The sequence below is a fragment of the Pararhizobium sp. PWRC1-1 genome (genome assembly GCF_049897905.1).
Lineage (GTDB): Bacteria > Pseudomonadota > Alphaproteobacteria > Rhizobiales > Rhizobiaceae > Pararhizobium.
In genome coordinates this window covers 76,830-90,541 of sequence record NZ_JAFCXE010000014.1, presented here as the reverse complement: position 1 = coordinate 90,541, position 13,712 = coordinate 76,830, and the positions used below count along the sequence as shown (strand labels likewise).

The following is a 13,712-nucleotide window of genomic DNA, read 5'->3' as shown; positions in this document are numbered from 1 at the left end:
CTGGAAACCGTTGGTCTGCCTTGCCAGTGGTCGCGTCAGGAAAGCGCCGGACCAAGACATGTCGGAGGACGCTTGGCAGACTGAATTTTTTGTAGGGCTTTAAAGGCCCTGGTATCTGGCTTCATCTCCATATCCAATCGGTCGGAATTTCGGTATCGGACACACTCGATCCGTTGCGCTTCCGCGATTGCCAGGGTTTCCCGCGAGAGCCCTCCCCGAACCAACGGTTCCATCCTCGGAGGGCTTGAGTTCTGGTTCTTCGGCTCCATGTGATGTTACAGGCGAAACATCATGAAGGAGGAGGTCGAATGACGCGGAACATCATGGCACTGGCTTTCACGGCCGTAATTGGAGTGTGCAGCGCAGGCGCGGCGCATGCCGAGCAGTTGGCAGCGACGTCGAGCGCCAGCATAAAGAATGATCTCAATTATCTGATGTACACGCCAGACGACTATGCGTCGTCCAGCAACTCGTATCCGCTTGTTGTGTGGCTACACGGCGGCGATCAGGGCGGGACCGATATCGAGAAAGTTAGATCGAGTGGCATTCCAAAATTGATCGAGGATGGAAAGACATTCCCCTTCCTAGTTTTTTCGCCTCAGAATCCCAGCGAAGAGCTGCTTTATCCCATCGAGAAAGTGGAGGCGGCTCTCGAAGAAGTTATGTCGAAGTATCGCGTCGATCGCGCGCGCGTTTATGTCGTGGGGTTCAGCCGCGGCGGTTTCGGTAGTTGGGCCATGGCAGAACAGTTTCCCGGAACATTCGCCGCTGTCGTTCCGATCGCTGGCGGCGGTAACCGCCACTACCTGAGCAGGACAAATGAAAAGGCAGCCTTCTGGGTGTTCCACGGCACGAACGATAATGTCATCCCTTTGTCGGATTCAGTCGTGCTTTATGAGCGCCTTGTGGGTCTGAAGCGCAATGCTCGTTTGAGTGTTCTGGAGGGCGTCGACCACTCGGGGGTCGAGTGGGCCGCCTTAAATGATCCCGAGCTTTGGGCTTGGCTTGTGAAACAGCGCCTTGAGTTAGCGCCTGAGTAAACCTGTCAATCGATCTTAGAAACATTCAGGCCATGGGCGGATAGTGAAAACGGTGCACCTCGGCGCATTAGCGCGGCGACCCGATGACTGACCCACATCGGGGAAATGTCGATGCGCATTTCTCTTACAGTTGTTGTTCCCCATAGGAAACACAAAAGACGCCAATACGCTCAACCATCGCTAATCATTTCCTTCACGCAAAGGGCTAAGCGGTTGTCATCTACCAGCTCCTGAGCTGGCTCATAGCATGCACAGGTTTGACTTTTGTGGCCACCCGATTCCTGATCAGGCCAGATCTTGCGATCGATTTCCGGCGCGGGCGAATGCCTTTTCTGAAGTAGCTTTCCGAATAATTCCTTTCGACTGCGGTTGAAAGACGGCTTTGACGCCTCCTTACTTTCGGCAGTCGCGTATGTCTCGCGCCTTATGCGACAGCCAGCTATACAACGTTGGATGAGCCCGCCGGCCCGGCGACGGCTGCAGCGATGATGTCCTGGAGTGTGACGTGGCCGCGCTCGTGCTCTGTGGGCTTGCCAAAGTCGCCATCTAGGTTGACAGCCGTCATGTTCATGCCGGAGCGGGCCGCTGCCTCGGAAAAGCCCAAACCCTTGTAGATTGCCTCCCATTGGTCCCGCGGTGACTTCAGCCATCACGCTGCGGCCGAGCGCGCGCGGGAGGGCATACGCCGCAATTCATAGGTCATCTGCTGCTAGCAGTTGAGTAATGGGGGGTCTTTCTGTAGAGCTTTTTGCTCACTGCAAAAGGAGGTCGGGGTTGACACCTAATCCAAAGCTGGACGTTAGCGAAAACACCCATTCCGAGAGAAAGAACTTCCGCATTCTGGTTTTAGGGGCGATCGGAGTCGTCTACGGCGATATCGGTACCAGCCCGATCTATGCCTTCCGCGAGGCGCTTCACGCATCCAAGCAGTCCGCCGGCGGAACCGTCACTGAGATTCTCGGGCTTCTTTCCCTGATCGTCTGGGCGCTGACCATTGTCGTCACGGTGAAATATGTTGGCTTTGTTTTGAAGGCTGACAACAAGGGAGAAGGCGGCACGCTTTCCTTGATGACACTTGCCCGAAACAGCTTGAAGGGTCGTCCTGTCTGGGTCCTGGTCCTTGGCATCATCGGTGCATCATTGTTTCTGGGTGACGCCATCATCACCCCGGCAATTTCTGTTCTCTCGGCCGTTGAAGGACTGGAGGTCCTTGCGCCACAGCTCGCCGATTGGGTCGTGCCGATCACATTGTGCATTATCGTCGCGCTTTTCTTTGTCCAGAGATTTGGGACCGGTCGCGTGGCCTCTGTATTCGGACCGATCACCGCGCTGTGGTTTCTGGCACTCGGCGTCTCGGGCCTCTTTCATATCTTTGAAGCGCCCGGCGTTTTGGTCGCTCTCAATCCATACTATGGTGTCCGCTTCCTGATCGACCATTCGCATATTGCCATCGCCGTGCTCGGCGCGGTCTTTCTGGCCGTCACAGGTGCGGAAGCCCTCTATGTCGACCTCGGGCATTTCGGCCGCCGACCGATCGTCTTCGCCTGGTTCGCGCTGGTGTTTCCATGCCTTCTGTTGAACTATTTCGGGCAGGGAGCTTTCGTGCTGACCCATCTTCAGTCCGTCGAGCATCCCTTCTTCGAGATGCAGCCCGAATGGGCACTGCTGCCGATGGTGGTGTTGGCCACGATGGCGACCGTCATTGCCAGCCAGGCGGTGATTTCAGGTGCATTCTCGCTCATGAGCCAGGCGATGCACCTCAACCTGCTACCCCGTTTCACCGTGCTCCACACCTCTGAATCACAGGCCGGGCAGATCTTCATGCCACAGGTCAACTTCCTGCTGTTGATCTCCGTCGTCCTGCTCGTAATCGGCTTCAAAAGCTCGAGTGCCCTTTCCGCGGCCTACGGGATCGCAGTGACAGGGGAGATGCTCGTGACGGCCGTTCTGCTTCTCGTCGTGATGCGGCAGATATGGCGCTGGCGGCTCTTGGCGGCACTCGCAGTTGTCATCCCGCTGCTCATCATCGATGCCGGGTTCTTCGCTGCCAATGTCGCGAAATTCGCCCAAGGCGGCTGGGTGCCAGCGGTTGTCGCCATCTTCATCGGCTTCCTGATGCAGACTTGGATATCGGGACGCAAGCTGCTGTCGGACAGGACCAAAGCCGACGATGTGCCGCTCAACTTCCTTCTCGACAATCTGACGAAGAAGAAGCCCAACACGGTTCCCGGAACGGCGATCTTTCTCACCAGCGAGGTCGAAGGGGCGCCAACCGCTCTCCTCCATAGCCTCAAGCACTACAAAGTCCTGCACGAACACAACGTGATTCTGAGTGTGGTAACATCCAGTTCGCCGATCGTGCCGGACGACGAGAAGATTCGTTTTGAGAGCTTCAATCCGCTGTTTAGCCGCGCCGTCATCACCTTCGGCTATATGGAGACGCCAAACATTCCGAAGGCTCTTGCGCTCGCACGAAAACTCGGCTGGAAGTTCGATATCATGTCGACGTCGTTCTTTTTGTCGCGCCGGACCATCAAGCCATCGGTGAAGGGCGGAATGCCTCTTTGGCAGGATCGTGTATTCATTGGCCTCGCCCGGAATGCCAGCAACGCTACCGAATACTTCCAACTTCCGACGGGCCGAGTGGTCGAGCTTGGAATTCAGGTCACGATCTGATCCGGACGCTGTCGCTCACGAAGTCGCGTTCGAGAACCATTGGATGAACAACGCCACCAAAGTGGCGAGTGTGTAAGCCCGCAGGGTCCTGCGGATTTCAGCGGCCGTAAATAAATCTGTCGCCGCCGGCGTCCATTTAGGACTCATCACCGTGACCTACACTGGTCGCCTGGGTTGAGAGGGCCGTCTGTCGATTTAGTGGTGGCTCAAAGTGATAACGCTGCGAACGTTGCATCCGGCCACCCCGACTGCAATCTCGACCGCGCGGTCTGCGATCGTCAACGTTGGCGCAGTTCCTTCAAGCCGGACAATTCCGTATTCGGCGCGAGCGGTGATGCGGACATTCTCCATGCCTGCACCATAGGCGATGGCCGACGTGACAGAGGCTGCAAGGCTTGAATACCGAGTATCCTTAAGGCTGGCAGCCGGGCCGAACAAAGAAAATATGACGGTAGCTCCTTTTTGGAGAACCGGTCTCGGTGACAGATTTCGTTCATCTGCCGTTCATGTTGTCAGGTTTTGACTCGTATGTCACGTTCATGGTTTGGGGTGCGCAAACACTTCACACCTACAGTTCCAAGTCATATTTTCTGGCAGCTAAGGATTCGGCGAATGGTTGTTGAGCAAGCTGTTCCATTCCGAACCGTGTCCGCTCGCATTGAGGTAAGGCAAGACAGCACGATGAAAGTAGCTATTCATACGCTCGGTACGCGAGGAGACGTTCAGCCCTATATCGCTTTGGCATTGGGATTGATCGAGCGGGGCCACCGCGTACAGCTTGCCGCCCCGGATCAGTTCGAAAGTATGGTTCGAACACACGGCATCGCCTTCGCCCCGTTGCCGGGACAGTTCCTTGCTCTTCTTGATACCCCGGAAGGAAAGGCCGCGATTGCCAGCGGCCGAGGGTTCGGCGCCGGTCTCAAGCTTCTGAAGCACGTCCGTCCGATGATGCGAGCCTTGCTCGACGCGGAATGGAAAGCAGCCCAAGCGTTTACGCCCGACATCTTCGTATATCACCCGAAAGCCATCGCGGTACCACACATGGCGGAGGCTCTTCAGCGCCCATTTGTTTTGGCTTCGCCCCTGCCTGGCTTTACGCCAACGTCTGCCTTTCCCAGCCCAATGTTGCCCTTCAAGGATCTGGGCTGGCTCAACCGGATCAGCCATATCGCGGCCATCAGGGGCGCCGACCTACTGTTCGGCAAGATCCTTTCGGCCTGGAGGTCGGAACAACTTGGCTTGACGCAACGGAGGACGCCTGCTGTTGCTTCGAGCGGCACGCTCTACGCCTACAGTAGCCATGCGGTTCCGGTCCCTCCGGACTGGTGCAGGGACGTCCTGGTGAGCGGCTACTGGTTTCTCGACAGCAAGAGCTGGCGACCGCCAGACGACTTGGAAGCCTTCCTCGCGGAAGGGCAGCCGCCGATTTATGTCGGCTTCGGAAGCATGCCCGGGTTGGATCCAGATCGCATGACGGCCACTGTTTTCGAAGCTCTCGCAAGGGCGGGCAAGCGGGGTGTATTGGCCTTTGGAGGCGGGGCCCTTTCCGCCGAACAAAGGGCCCGACACGTTCACATTATCCGTGACGCTCCTCACGACAGGTTGTTTCCCCATATGCACGCGATCATCCACCATGGCGGAGCCGGAACCACCGCGGCATCTCTTCGAGCCGGCAAGCCCATGGTCATCTGCCCATTCTTCGGCGATCAGCCTTTCTGGGCAAGGCGGGTGCAGGAACTCGGTGTTGGGTTTCCTCTCAACCGTAGAGCACTATCCGTTGAGCGCCTGACAGCAGCAATCGCAGCTATGGATGACCCGCTTATGCGGCACCAGGCTGACGCGCTCGGCTCCATGATCCGGGAAGAGGACGGTGTTGCAACCGCCGTGCGGTTCATTGAGGCCGCTGCAAACAATCGTCTTGCGGAGCCGTGAAGTCCGTGATCAGCGCCCTGCAGGGCCGGCACTTGCCACGTCGAGAGCCTGGTACCCAAGGCGGCAACGTCAGGTGCAAGCTTTAGGCCAGCGGTCACCTCCGCCGGCTACTTCTCGTGTCATCCCCACGTCTATTCCTAACTTTGATGCCAATGCGGGCGGGCGTGCAAATACGCTTGCTGGCCGGCTCGCCGCTCTATGCCGCGCGGTCTTTTATGTGTTGACATGGCAATGCGTTCGCTTGTTTCAGCAGCAAGGAAAGCGGCGGACCTTGTGAGACCCGAAAGCCCGGTCCGCCAGTTTTGGAAGCGGCGACGAGGCCTTCCTCCTGTCAGGAGGAAGGAAGTCCCTCTGGCGGGAGCGTTCGAATTCCACGGCACGGGCTTCAAGTAATCTGACGCAAACAATTCCCTTTTGAGTTCTCCTGGTAGGAATGCTTGGCGAAAGCATCGACGGTGTTCCCCGTCTATGTCACCCCAGGGCCGGAACTGTCGCGTGACATCCTTGAATTCCAAACTAGAGTGGTAAGTCATTACGTCGCGTTTAAAGAAGCCATAGTGCCAGCGCCAGGCTGGCCGCCAAGCTAACGAGCAACGCCATGGTGCCGATCAACAGGGCAATTTTGGCAAGGCTTTCGTGTTCGGGCCCGTGCGGCTGGTGTATCATGATCTTCTTCCAGTCTATGCGCGACCGACATCAGATATGGGCTCGGGTTGCCAATCGCGGTAGGGTTGGCTATGCCGGTATTTTCGACTGCGACATAGTGAGCGGAAGGACGACACTTGACCTTCAAGGGCCGCGGAATGAACCTCATGTGGATGGCGCTGGTTGCCGTAGCCATCGTTCAGATTTCCTTTGTTGTCGCGGGCGTGCTTGGCTGGCTGGGCTGAACCCGCTCGCGCTCCGCGACTCTGGCGGGCCTACGGCCGCTGACCCTCAAGATCATATATCCGCCCAATCCGGCGACCAGTGACCCCGCCAAAATTCCGAACTTGACGCGCTTCAGACCCGTACGACCTTACCCGAGGTAGAGGCACGCAGGATGGCGTCGATGAGCCGATGTGCCTTGAGCGCTTCGACGCCAGAGACGAGCGGCTGCCGATCCGTTGTAATCGCATTCAAAAAATCCTCGTGCACGGCACGATGGTTGACATGGGAAAAGGCCATGGGATCTGCGCCGCTGCCGCCGTTCGTGGAATCGTCCTGCAGCTCGATGTTACGCCCGTCCGTCAGATTGATGATGCAGCGGTCGCCTTCGACCCGTACCGTGCCGAGGGTGCCAAGAATCTCGATCACATCGGGAAAGCCCGGATAGGCGGCGGTGGTTGCGCTGAGGGCACCGAGCGCGCCGTTGCTAAAGCGAAGCGCAGCGTGGACGACGTCTTCCGTTTCCATGCTGTGCACGGGGCTTGTGACGGCGAAGCCGGTGACTTGCGTCGGCAATCCCGCCAATACGATCAGTTGATCGATGGTATGGATCGCCTGGGTTAGCAGAACCCCGCCGCCGTCACGTGCCAAGGTTCCGCGACCCGGCTCGTCATAATAGCTTTGCGGACGCCAATTGCCGAGCCGCATGGATGCGGAAACGATTTCGCCCAGCTTTCCTTCGGCGATCAGTCGCGCCGTCTCGGCGATAGCGGGACAAAACCGGCGTTGTAGAACCACACCGAGTTTGATCGCGGCCCGCTCGGCCGTTTCGACAACCTGCCGTGATCGCGTCAGGGAAATTTCGAGCGGCTTCTCCAGAAGTACCTGCTTGCCGGCCTTCGCCGCGCGCTTTACCAGCTCCAGATGTGTGCTTGGCGGTGTCAGGATGACGACGTAGTCGATGGACGGATCGTCGAAGATCGCATCGGCGCTGTCGACGACCGGCAGGCCGTACCGCTGCGCAAAAGCGGTGCGCCGCGTCTCGGTCGGGCTGAAGGCGCCAGCGATATCGACCTTGTCTTTAAGGTCGAGCAGGCTCAGCGCATGCGGCGCCGATGCCATTCCAAGGCCGATAATGCCGGTGCGCAGTTTTCGGGTTGGGGCCACCATCGACGATACCTCCTATAGCCAGTCGGGTATTCCGGTGGCCTGAAGCGTCGTCTGAATGCCGCGAAGTTCCGCGAGCCCCTTCAGCCGCCCGATGCAGGAATAGCCCGGGTTCACCTTCTTGCCGATGTCGTCAACGATGGCATGGCCGTGGTCGGGGCGCATCGGGATTTGCCAGTCCGTACTGCCGTCGCCCTTGCGGCGGGCTTCCTCCCGCATCAGCGCGGCGACCACGCGCACCATGTCGGTGTTACCTGCTAGATGCTCAGCCTCATGAAACGAGCCGTCAGGCTCCTTCGTGACGTTTCGCAAGTGGGCGAAATGAATTCTGCTGCCGAAATCGCGCGCCATCTTCGGCAGGTCGTTCGCTGCATTCGAACCGTAGGAGCCGGTGCACAGCGTGAGGCCGTTGGCCGGTGATCCGACCGCATCCAACACTGCCTTTGCGTCCGATGCGCTTGACACGACGCGCGGCAGGCCGAAAATCGGAAAGGAGGGGTCGTCGGGATGGATCGCCATGCGCACGCCGACCTCTTCGGCGACGGGTACGATCTCGCGCAGGAAGGCGAAGAGGTTTTCGCGCAGGCCATCGACAGTCAGGTCGGCATAGCCGGCAAGTGCCTTGCGGAAGCTGTCGCGGTCGAAGACGAATTCGCGCGCCGGCACCCAGCCGATCAGATTATTTTCCAGCCGCGCGAGATCGCTTTCGCTCATCCGGGCGAGACGCTTCGCCGCTTCGGCGAGGCGGGTGGGTGGATGGTCCGCTTCGGCACCTTCACGCTTCAGAACGAGAACGTCGTAGGCGCAGAAATCGACAATGTCGAAACGAAGCGCATCGCCGCCATGCGGCATCGGTGCGTGTAGGTCGGTGCGCGTCCAGTCGGTGATCGCCATGAAATTGTAGCAGAGCGTCTTGATGCCGGCGGCGGCGATGGCCCTGATCGACTGCTTGTAGCTTTCGATGTATTCCTTGTAGCGGCCCGTGCGCGTCTTCACGTCCTCATGCACGATGATGCTTTCCACCACGTCCCAGCTCAGTCCCCCAGCTTCGATCTCCGCCTTGCGCTTGGCAATTTCGTCCGCCGGCCAGGCGCGGCCGTCGTTCAGGTGATGGAGCGCACTGACGATACCGCTGGCACCCGCCTGGCGCACATGCGCCAGCGTCACCGTGTCGTCCGGACCGAACCAGCGCCACGTTTCCTTCATGTGAAAAGCTCCTTTAAAGTGGCTTCGGCTCCGTTTCGCCGCAGCGAAACCAGGTGACCGGCGGTCATGCGGACAAGCTCCGGCCGGTACGGCGAACCGGCCGCGAAACCTGTTGCGTCGAATGCGGCATCAGCGATTTCCATGGCGTTGGCGTGCGTCGTGAAAATATCGGCGAGCGCGCTGTCCAACGGGTCCGTGAAATGTCCTGCCGGGAGTTCTCGCCCGCGGGCCTCGGCTGCGGCAAGCCATGCCGCCGGCGCCAGCATCAAGTGCCCGACCGGAGCACCCGCTTCCATCCGATTGAGCGCAGCGGCGATCACGCGCTGCGGCAGTTTCTGGCTGCCGTCATTGGCAATCTGCGCCGTGCGGTGCCGGATCGCCGGGTTGTCGTAGCGCTTTGCCAGCTCCGCCGTGTAGGCCGCCGGGTCCAGACCGGCATCCGCGGGAAGGGAAGCGATCGCCTCGCTCCAGAAACGCAACACGAATTGCCGGATGAGCGGGTCGGCGAAGGCGTCGCAAACGGTTGGCTTGTTCATCAGGAGGCCGAGATATGCGATTGAGGAGTGCGAGCCGTTCAAAAGCCGGAGCTTCATCTCTTCGAACGGCGCGACGTCCTTCACCATCTGGACCCCGAACCGTTCCCAGCCCGGGCGACCGGAGGGAAAGTCGTCTTCGATGACCCATTGCAGGAAGGGCTCCGTCGTCACCGGCCAGGCGTCGCGGGCGCCGAGCTTTTGCGAAACACGGTCCCGGTCCTCGTCCGTCGTCGCCGGCACGATTCGGTCCACCATGCTGGAGGGGAAGGCGACTTCGCGCTCGACAAAGCCGCCCAGATCGGCATCGCGCGCCATTGCGAAAGCGACGGCAAGGCGCCTCAACGTCGCGCCGTTCGCAGGAAGATTGTCGCAGGAAAGTACGGTGAACGGTGCTATCCCTGCAGCCCGGCGCCGGGCGATCGCTTCGATGAGGAAGCCATGAACTGTGCGGGGTTGACCTGGATTTGCAAGATCCCAGGCAATTTCGGGATGGGAAAAGTCGAGATCTCCCGAAGCGTCACGAAGATAGGCTTTTTCCGTGACGGTGATCGTGACGATCCTGATGCCGGGTTCCGTCATCGCGTCAAGCAGCGCAGCCGGGTTTTCAGGTGCAACCAGCGAAGACAGGATCGATCCGATGACGCGCAGTGTCTCGCCGGATTCATCGACGATGGAGAGGGTATACAGCCCGTCTTGGGGGCCGAGCGCATCGCGTGTGTCGCGGCTGCGCAACGAAGCCCCAATAATGCCCCAGCCAGGCTCGCCGCTGTTCAGGCAGTCATCGACGAACACCGCCTGGTGTGCGCGATGGAAGGCGCCGAGGCCGAGATGGACGATACCGGGCTGCGCTTGTGCGCGGTTGTAGCCTGGGCACGCGATGTCAGCCGCAACAGCGGCAAGCGTGCTGTTTGACAGGATGGCAGGGGCGCTCATGGGCTGCCCTCAAAATGACTGAACATAGCTCTCCTCCTACGCTTGATCCTATTTAGTGCCCAAGCCTTCTCTCAGGGTCAAGCAAAAGTCATCATACAACCGATGTTTTTTTGTATGTTGACATGATCTTTAAATGATCTTACCCAATTGTCAGCCGAAGGAGGAGCGGCTGATGCAATGACCCTTGTCGCCCCGGATTTGTTGTTTCCCGCCGACCCGGCGTCCCGTGCCATAGCGCGGGAGCTCTTTGCCGGCGTGAAGGACCTTCCCATACTCAGCCCGCACGGCCATACCGATCCGCGCTGGTACGCCGAGAACAATCACTTCCCGGATCCGGCGCAGCTGCTTATCGTGCCGGACCACTACATTTTCCGGATGCTGTTCAGCCAGGGGATCCGGCTGGAGGACCTCGGGGTGCCGACGCTTGACGGGTCGTCGGTCGAGACAGACGGCCGCAAGATCTGGCGTCTCTTCGCCGAGAACTATTACCTGTTTCGGGGAACGCCAACCCGGCTTTGGCTGGACTACACTCTCGAAAATCTCTTCGGCATGACGTTGCCGCTGACGGCCGGCAATGCCGATGCCTATTATGACGCGATCGCCGCGCAGCTGCAGACCGATGCGTTCCGGCCGCGTGCTCTGTTCGAGCGCTTCAACATCGAAGTCATCTCGACGACGGATGGTGCCCTGGACGCGTTGCCCTGGCACGGGATGATCCGCAACAGTGGCTGGAAGGGCCGCGTCATTCCGGCCTATCGCCCCGATTCTGTCATCGATCCGGATTTCGAAGGTTTCCTCGACAATCTCGAGAGGTTTGGCGGGATCAGCGGCTGCGATACGGGCCATTGGCAGGGTTATCTGGATGCGCACCGCAACCGCCGCTCCTATTTCAAATCCTTTGGCGCGACCGCCACCGACCATGGTCTTGTGTCGGCGCAGACGGCCAACCTCGGCGCCGGCGAGGCCGAGGCGCTTTTCGGCAAGGTTCGTGCGGGCAAGGCAGATGAGCGCGAGCGCGCACTGTTTAGGGCGCAGATGCTGACCGAGATGGCCAGGATGAGTGCCGACGACGGGCTCGTCATGCAGATCCATCCCGGTTCGTGGCGCAATCATTCCCCGGCGATCTTCCAGAAATTCGGCCGCGACAAAGGCTTCGACATCCCGAAGCAGACGGATTATGTGCGCGCGCTCAAGCCGTTGCTCGACGCCGTCGGCACGGATCCCCGCGTCTCGATCATCCTCTTCACGCTTGACGAGACGAGCTATGCCCGCGAACTGGCGCCGCTTGCCGGCGTCTATCCGGCGCTGAAGCTCGGGCCGGCATGGTGGTTCCATGACAGCCCCGAAGGCATGCGGCGCTTCCGCGAGATGACCACCGAGACCGCCGGCTTCTACAACACCGCCGGCTTCAACGACGACACGCGGGCTTTTCCATCGATCCCCGCGCGCCACGATGTCGCCCGCCGCGTCGATTGCGCCTTCCTGGGGCGTCTTGTCGCCGAAGGGCGGCTGCGGGACCACGAGGCGCATGAACTGGCCTACGACCTTACCTACGGCCTCGCCAAGAGGGCGTACAAACTGTGACTTTATGACAGCAACAGCGGGCACAATGCCCGCCAACTGGGAGGAGAAAAATGTTGCATATCACCAAACTGTGGACCGGTGTCGCGCTTGCCTCGATGCTTTTCGTGGGGGCTGCGTCCGCGCAGACCGTCCTGAAGTCGTCCGATACGCATCCGGACGGTTACCCGACAGTGGAGGGCGTCAAATACTTCGGCGAACTCGTCAAGGAGCGGACCGCCGGCCGCTATTCCGTGGAAGTCTATCATTCGGCCCAGCTCGGCGAAGAAAAGGATACTATCGAACAGGTCCGTTCCGGCGTCATTGAGTTGAACCGCATCTCCATGGCGCCGTTCAATGGCACGGTGAAGGAAAGTATTGTTCCGGCGCTGCCCTACATCTTCCGCTCGGAAGACCACATGCACACGGTTATGGATGGCGCGATCGGCGACCAGATCAAGGCAGCCTTCGAGCCGGCCGGTCTTGTGGTGCTAGCCTTCTATGACGCCGGGGCGCGCTCCTTCTACAACTCAAAAAAGCCGATCAAGACCGTCGAAGACCTCAAAGGCATGAAGTTCCGCGTCATTCAGTCCGATATCTTCGTCGACATGGCGGCCGCGCTCGGCGCCAACGCCACGCCGATGCCTTACGGCGAGGTTTATTCCTCGCTCGAGACCGGCGTGATCGAAGGTGCGGAGAACAATTTCCCGAGCTACGACACTGCCAAGCATTATGAAGTCGCGAAATACTACTCGATGGACGAGCATACGATCCTTCCCGAAGTGTTCGTCATGAACAAGGCTGCCTTCGAAAAGCTGACGCCGGAGGATCAGGAGATCTTCAAGCAGGCGGCCAAGGACAGCGTGACCAAGCAGCGTGAATTGTGGTCGGCCAAGACGGCGCAATCGCGTGCGGTCGTCGAGAAGGCCGGCGCTGAGATCAGCGAAGTGGAAAAGCAGGGCTTCATCGATGCTATGAAACCCGTCTATGAAAAACACATCACTGATGAGGTCCTCAAGAAGCTCGTTGCCGACGTTCAGGCGGTGCAGTAAGCGCAGCCGACCCTCTCCCTGGGTCGTAGCCAGGGGGAGGGTCGGCGTCCTTTTCGAAAAGACACGTGCGGACCTCGGGTCGGGCCCTTTCGGCCAGCCTGAAGGGTCAGGAGGCGCCAAACCCAATGTCCACCCAACTCAGACTAGGCCTGCCTATCTTGTCCAAGCTCAACACCGGGATCCTCTATTTTGCCGGTACGGGGCTTGTGGTCATGACGGCCATCGTCGCCTGGCAGGTCTTTTGCCGCTATGTTCTCAACGACTCGCCAAGCTGGACCGAACCCGGCGCCGTCATTCTGATGAGCTGGTTCATTTTTCTGGGCGCTGCCGTCGGCGTGCGTGAGAACAACCATATGGGCTTCGACGTGCTTCTTTACGCGTTGCCGTCGGCTGCCAAAAAGTGGCTGCGCATGATCTCCGACATCGTCATCTTCGCTTTCGGTCTCGGCATGATCTGGTACGGCAGCAATCTGGTCACGCTAACATGGAACACGACACTGCCGGCGCTAGGCATATCAGGCGCGTGGGACTACGTGCCGCTGGTGGGAGGCGGAATACTCATCGGTCTGTTCTCTCTTGAGCGCATCACCGTCAGGGCGCTTGGCGCTCCGATCGACGACGCGCTTGATGAAATTGTACCGACAGAAGTTGCAGTCGAGCTCGAAAATATTCCTGACGTTCAAAAAGGCGCCGCCGACTTCGTTCGGAACGACGCCGAGCACTTCGGCAAGAAAGGGTAATCG

The 13,712-nt window shown here is 59.4% G+C and carries 11 protein-coding genes; 6 read left to right on the top strand and 5 right to left on the bottom strand.

What is annotated here, in order from left to right; genetic code table 11:
- Window positions 1–308: 308 nt before the first annotated feature.
- Complete coding sequence (locus tag ACP7E0_RS20955; protein WP_426127473.1) at window positions 309–1,040, top strand: dienelactone hydrolase family protein; 732 nt, start codon at window positions 309–311, stop codon at window positions 1,038–1,040.
- A gap of 792 nt (window positions 1,041–1,832) precedes the next feature.
- Window positions 1,833–3,716: a potassium transporter Kup gene (locus ACP7E0_RS20950; RefSeq protein WP_426127662.1), complete on the top strand. Its 1,884-nt coding sequence runs from the start codon at window positions 1,833–1,835 to the stop codon at window positions 3,714–3,716.
- Window positions 3,717–3,911: 195 nt separating this feature from the next.
- Here the strand turns inward: ACP7E0_RS20950 and ACP7E0_RS20945 are convergent, their stop codons facing one another.
- Window positions 3,912–4,154, bottom strand: coding sequence for a BON domain-containing protein (locus tag ACP7E0_RS20945; RefSeq protein ID WP_426127472.1), 243 nt, complete (start codon window positions 4,152–4,154; stop codon window positions 3,912–3,914).
- A 243-nt stretch (window positions 4,155–4,397) separates the two neighbouring features.
- Between ACP7E0_RS20945 and ACP7E0_RS20940 the strand changes: the two genes are divergently transcribed.
- Entirely contained in the window at window positions 4,398–5,648 is a 1,251-nt protein-coding gene (locus ACP7E0_RS20940) for a glycosyltransferase (protein ID WP_426127660.1), read from the top strand.
- Window positions 5,649–6,191: 543 nt separating this feature from the next.
- On the opposite strand, the gene ACP7E0_RS20935 is transcribed toward ACP7E0_RS20940, so the two are convergent.
- The 4 genes from ACP7E0_RS20935 to ACP7E0_RS20920 form a co-directional block, all read right to left on the bottom strand.
- Window positions 6,192–6,314 carry a hypothetical protein gene (locus ACP7E0_RS20935; RefSeq protein ID WP_426127470.1) on the bottom strand — a complete coding sequence of 41 codons (123 nt, stop codon included), beginning with the start codon at window positions 6,312–6,314 and terminating at the stop codon, window positions 6,192–6,194.
- 336 nt (window positions 6,315–6,650) lie between these two features.
- Window positions 6,651–7,685 (bottom strand): Gfo/Idh/MocA family protein, encoded by a 1,035-nt coding sequence (locus ACP7E0_RS20930; RefSeq protein WP_426127468.1) that lies wholly within the window; start codon window positions 7,683–7,685, stop codon window positions 6,651–6,653.
- 12 nt (window positions 7,686–7,697) lie between these two features.
- Window positions 7,698–8,888, bottom strand: a complete 1,191-nt coding sequence (uxuA, locus tag ACP7E0_RS20925; RefSeq protein WP_426127466.1) for a mannonate dehydratase — start codon at window positions 8,886–8,888, stop codon at window positions 7,698–7,700.
- The gene (locus ACP7E0_RS20920) at window positions 8,885–10,357 is read right to left on the bottom strand and encodes a mannitol dehydrogenase family protein (protein ID WP_426127464.1); all 1,473 of its coding nucleotides are present in this window, start codon (window positions 10,355–10,357) and stop codon (window positions 8,885–8,887) included. Before ACP7E0_RS20920 ends, uxuA begins: the two co-directional genes overlap by 4 nt.
- A 177-nt stretch (window positions 10,358–10,534) precedes the next feature.
- On the opposite strand from ACP7E0_RS20920, the gene uxaC reads away from it, so the two are divergent.
- From uxaC to ACP7E0_RS20905, 3 genes are all read left to right on the top strand, one after another.
- Window positions 10,535–11,941, top strand: coding sequence for a glucuronate isomerase (uxaC, locus tag ACP7E0_RS20915; protein ID WP_426127462.1), 1,407 nt, complete (start codon window positions 10,535–10,537; stop codon window positions 11,939–11,941).
- Window positions 11,942–11,991: 50 nt separating this feature from the next.
- Complete coding sequence (locus ACP7E0_RS20910) at window positions 11,992–12,969, top strand: TRAP transporter substrate-binding protein (protein ID WP_426127460.1); 978 nt, start codon at window positions 11,992–11,994, stop codon at window positions 12,967–12,969.
- Window positions 12,970–13,094: 125 nt separating this feature from the next.
- Window positions 13,095–13,709 (top strand): TRAP transporter small permease, encoded by a 615-nt coding sequence (locus tag ACP7E0_RS20905; RefSeq protein WP_426127458.1) that lies wholly within the window; start codon window positions 13,095–13,097, stop codon window positions 13,707–13,709.
- Window positions 13,710–13,712 lie beyond the last annotated feature (3 nt).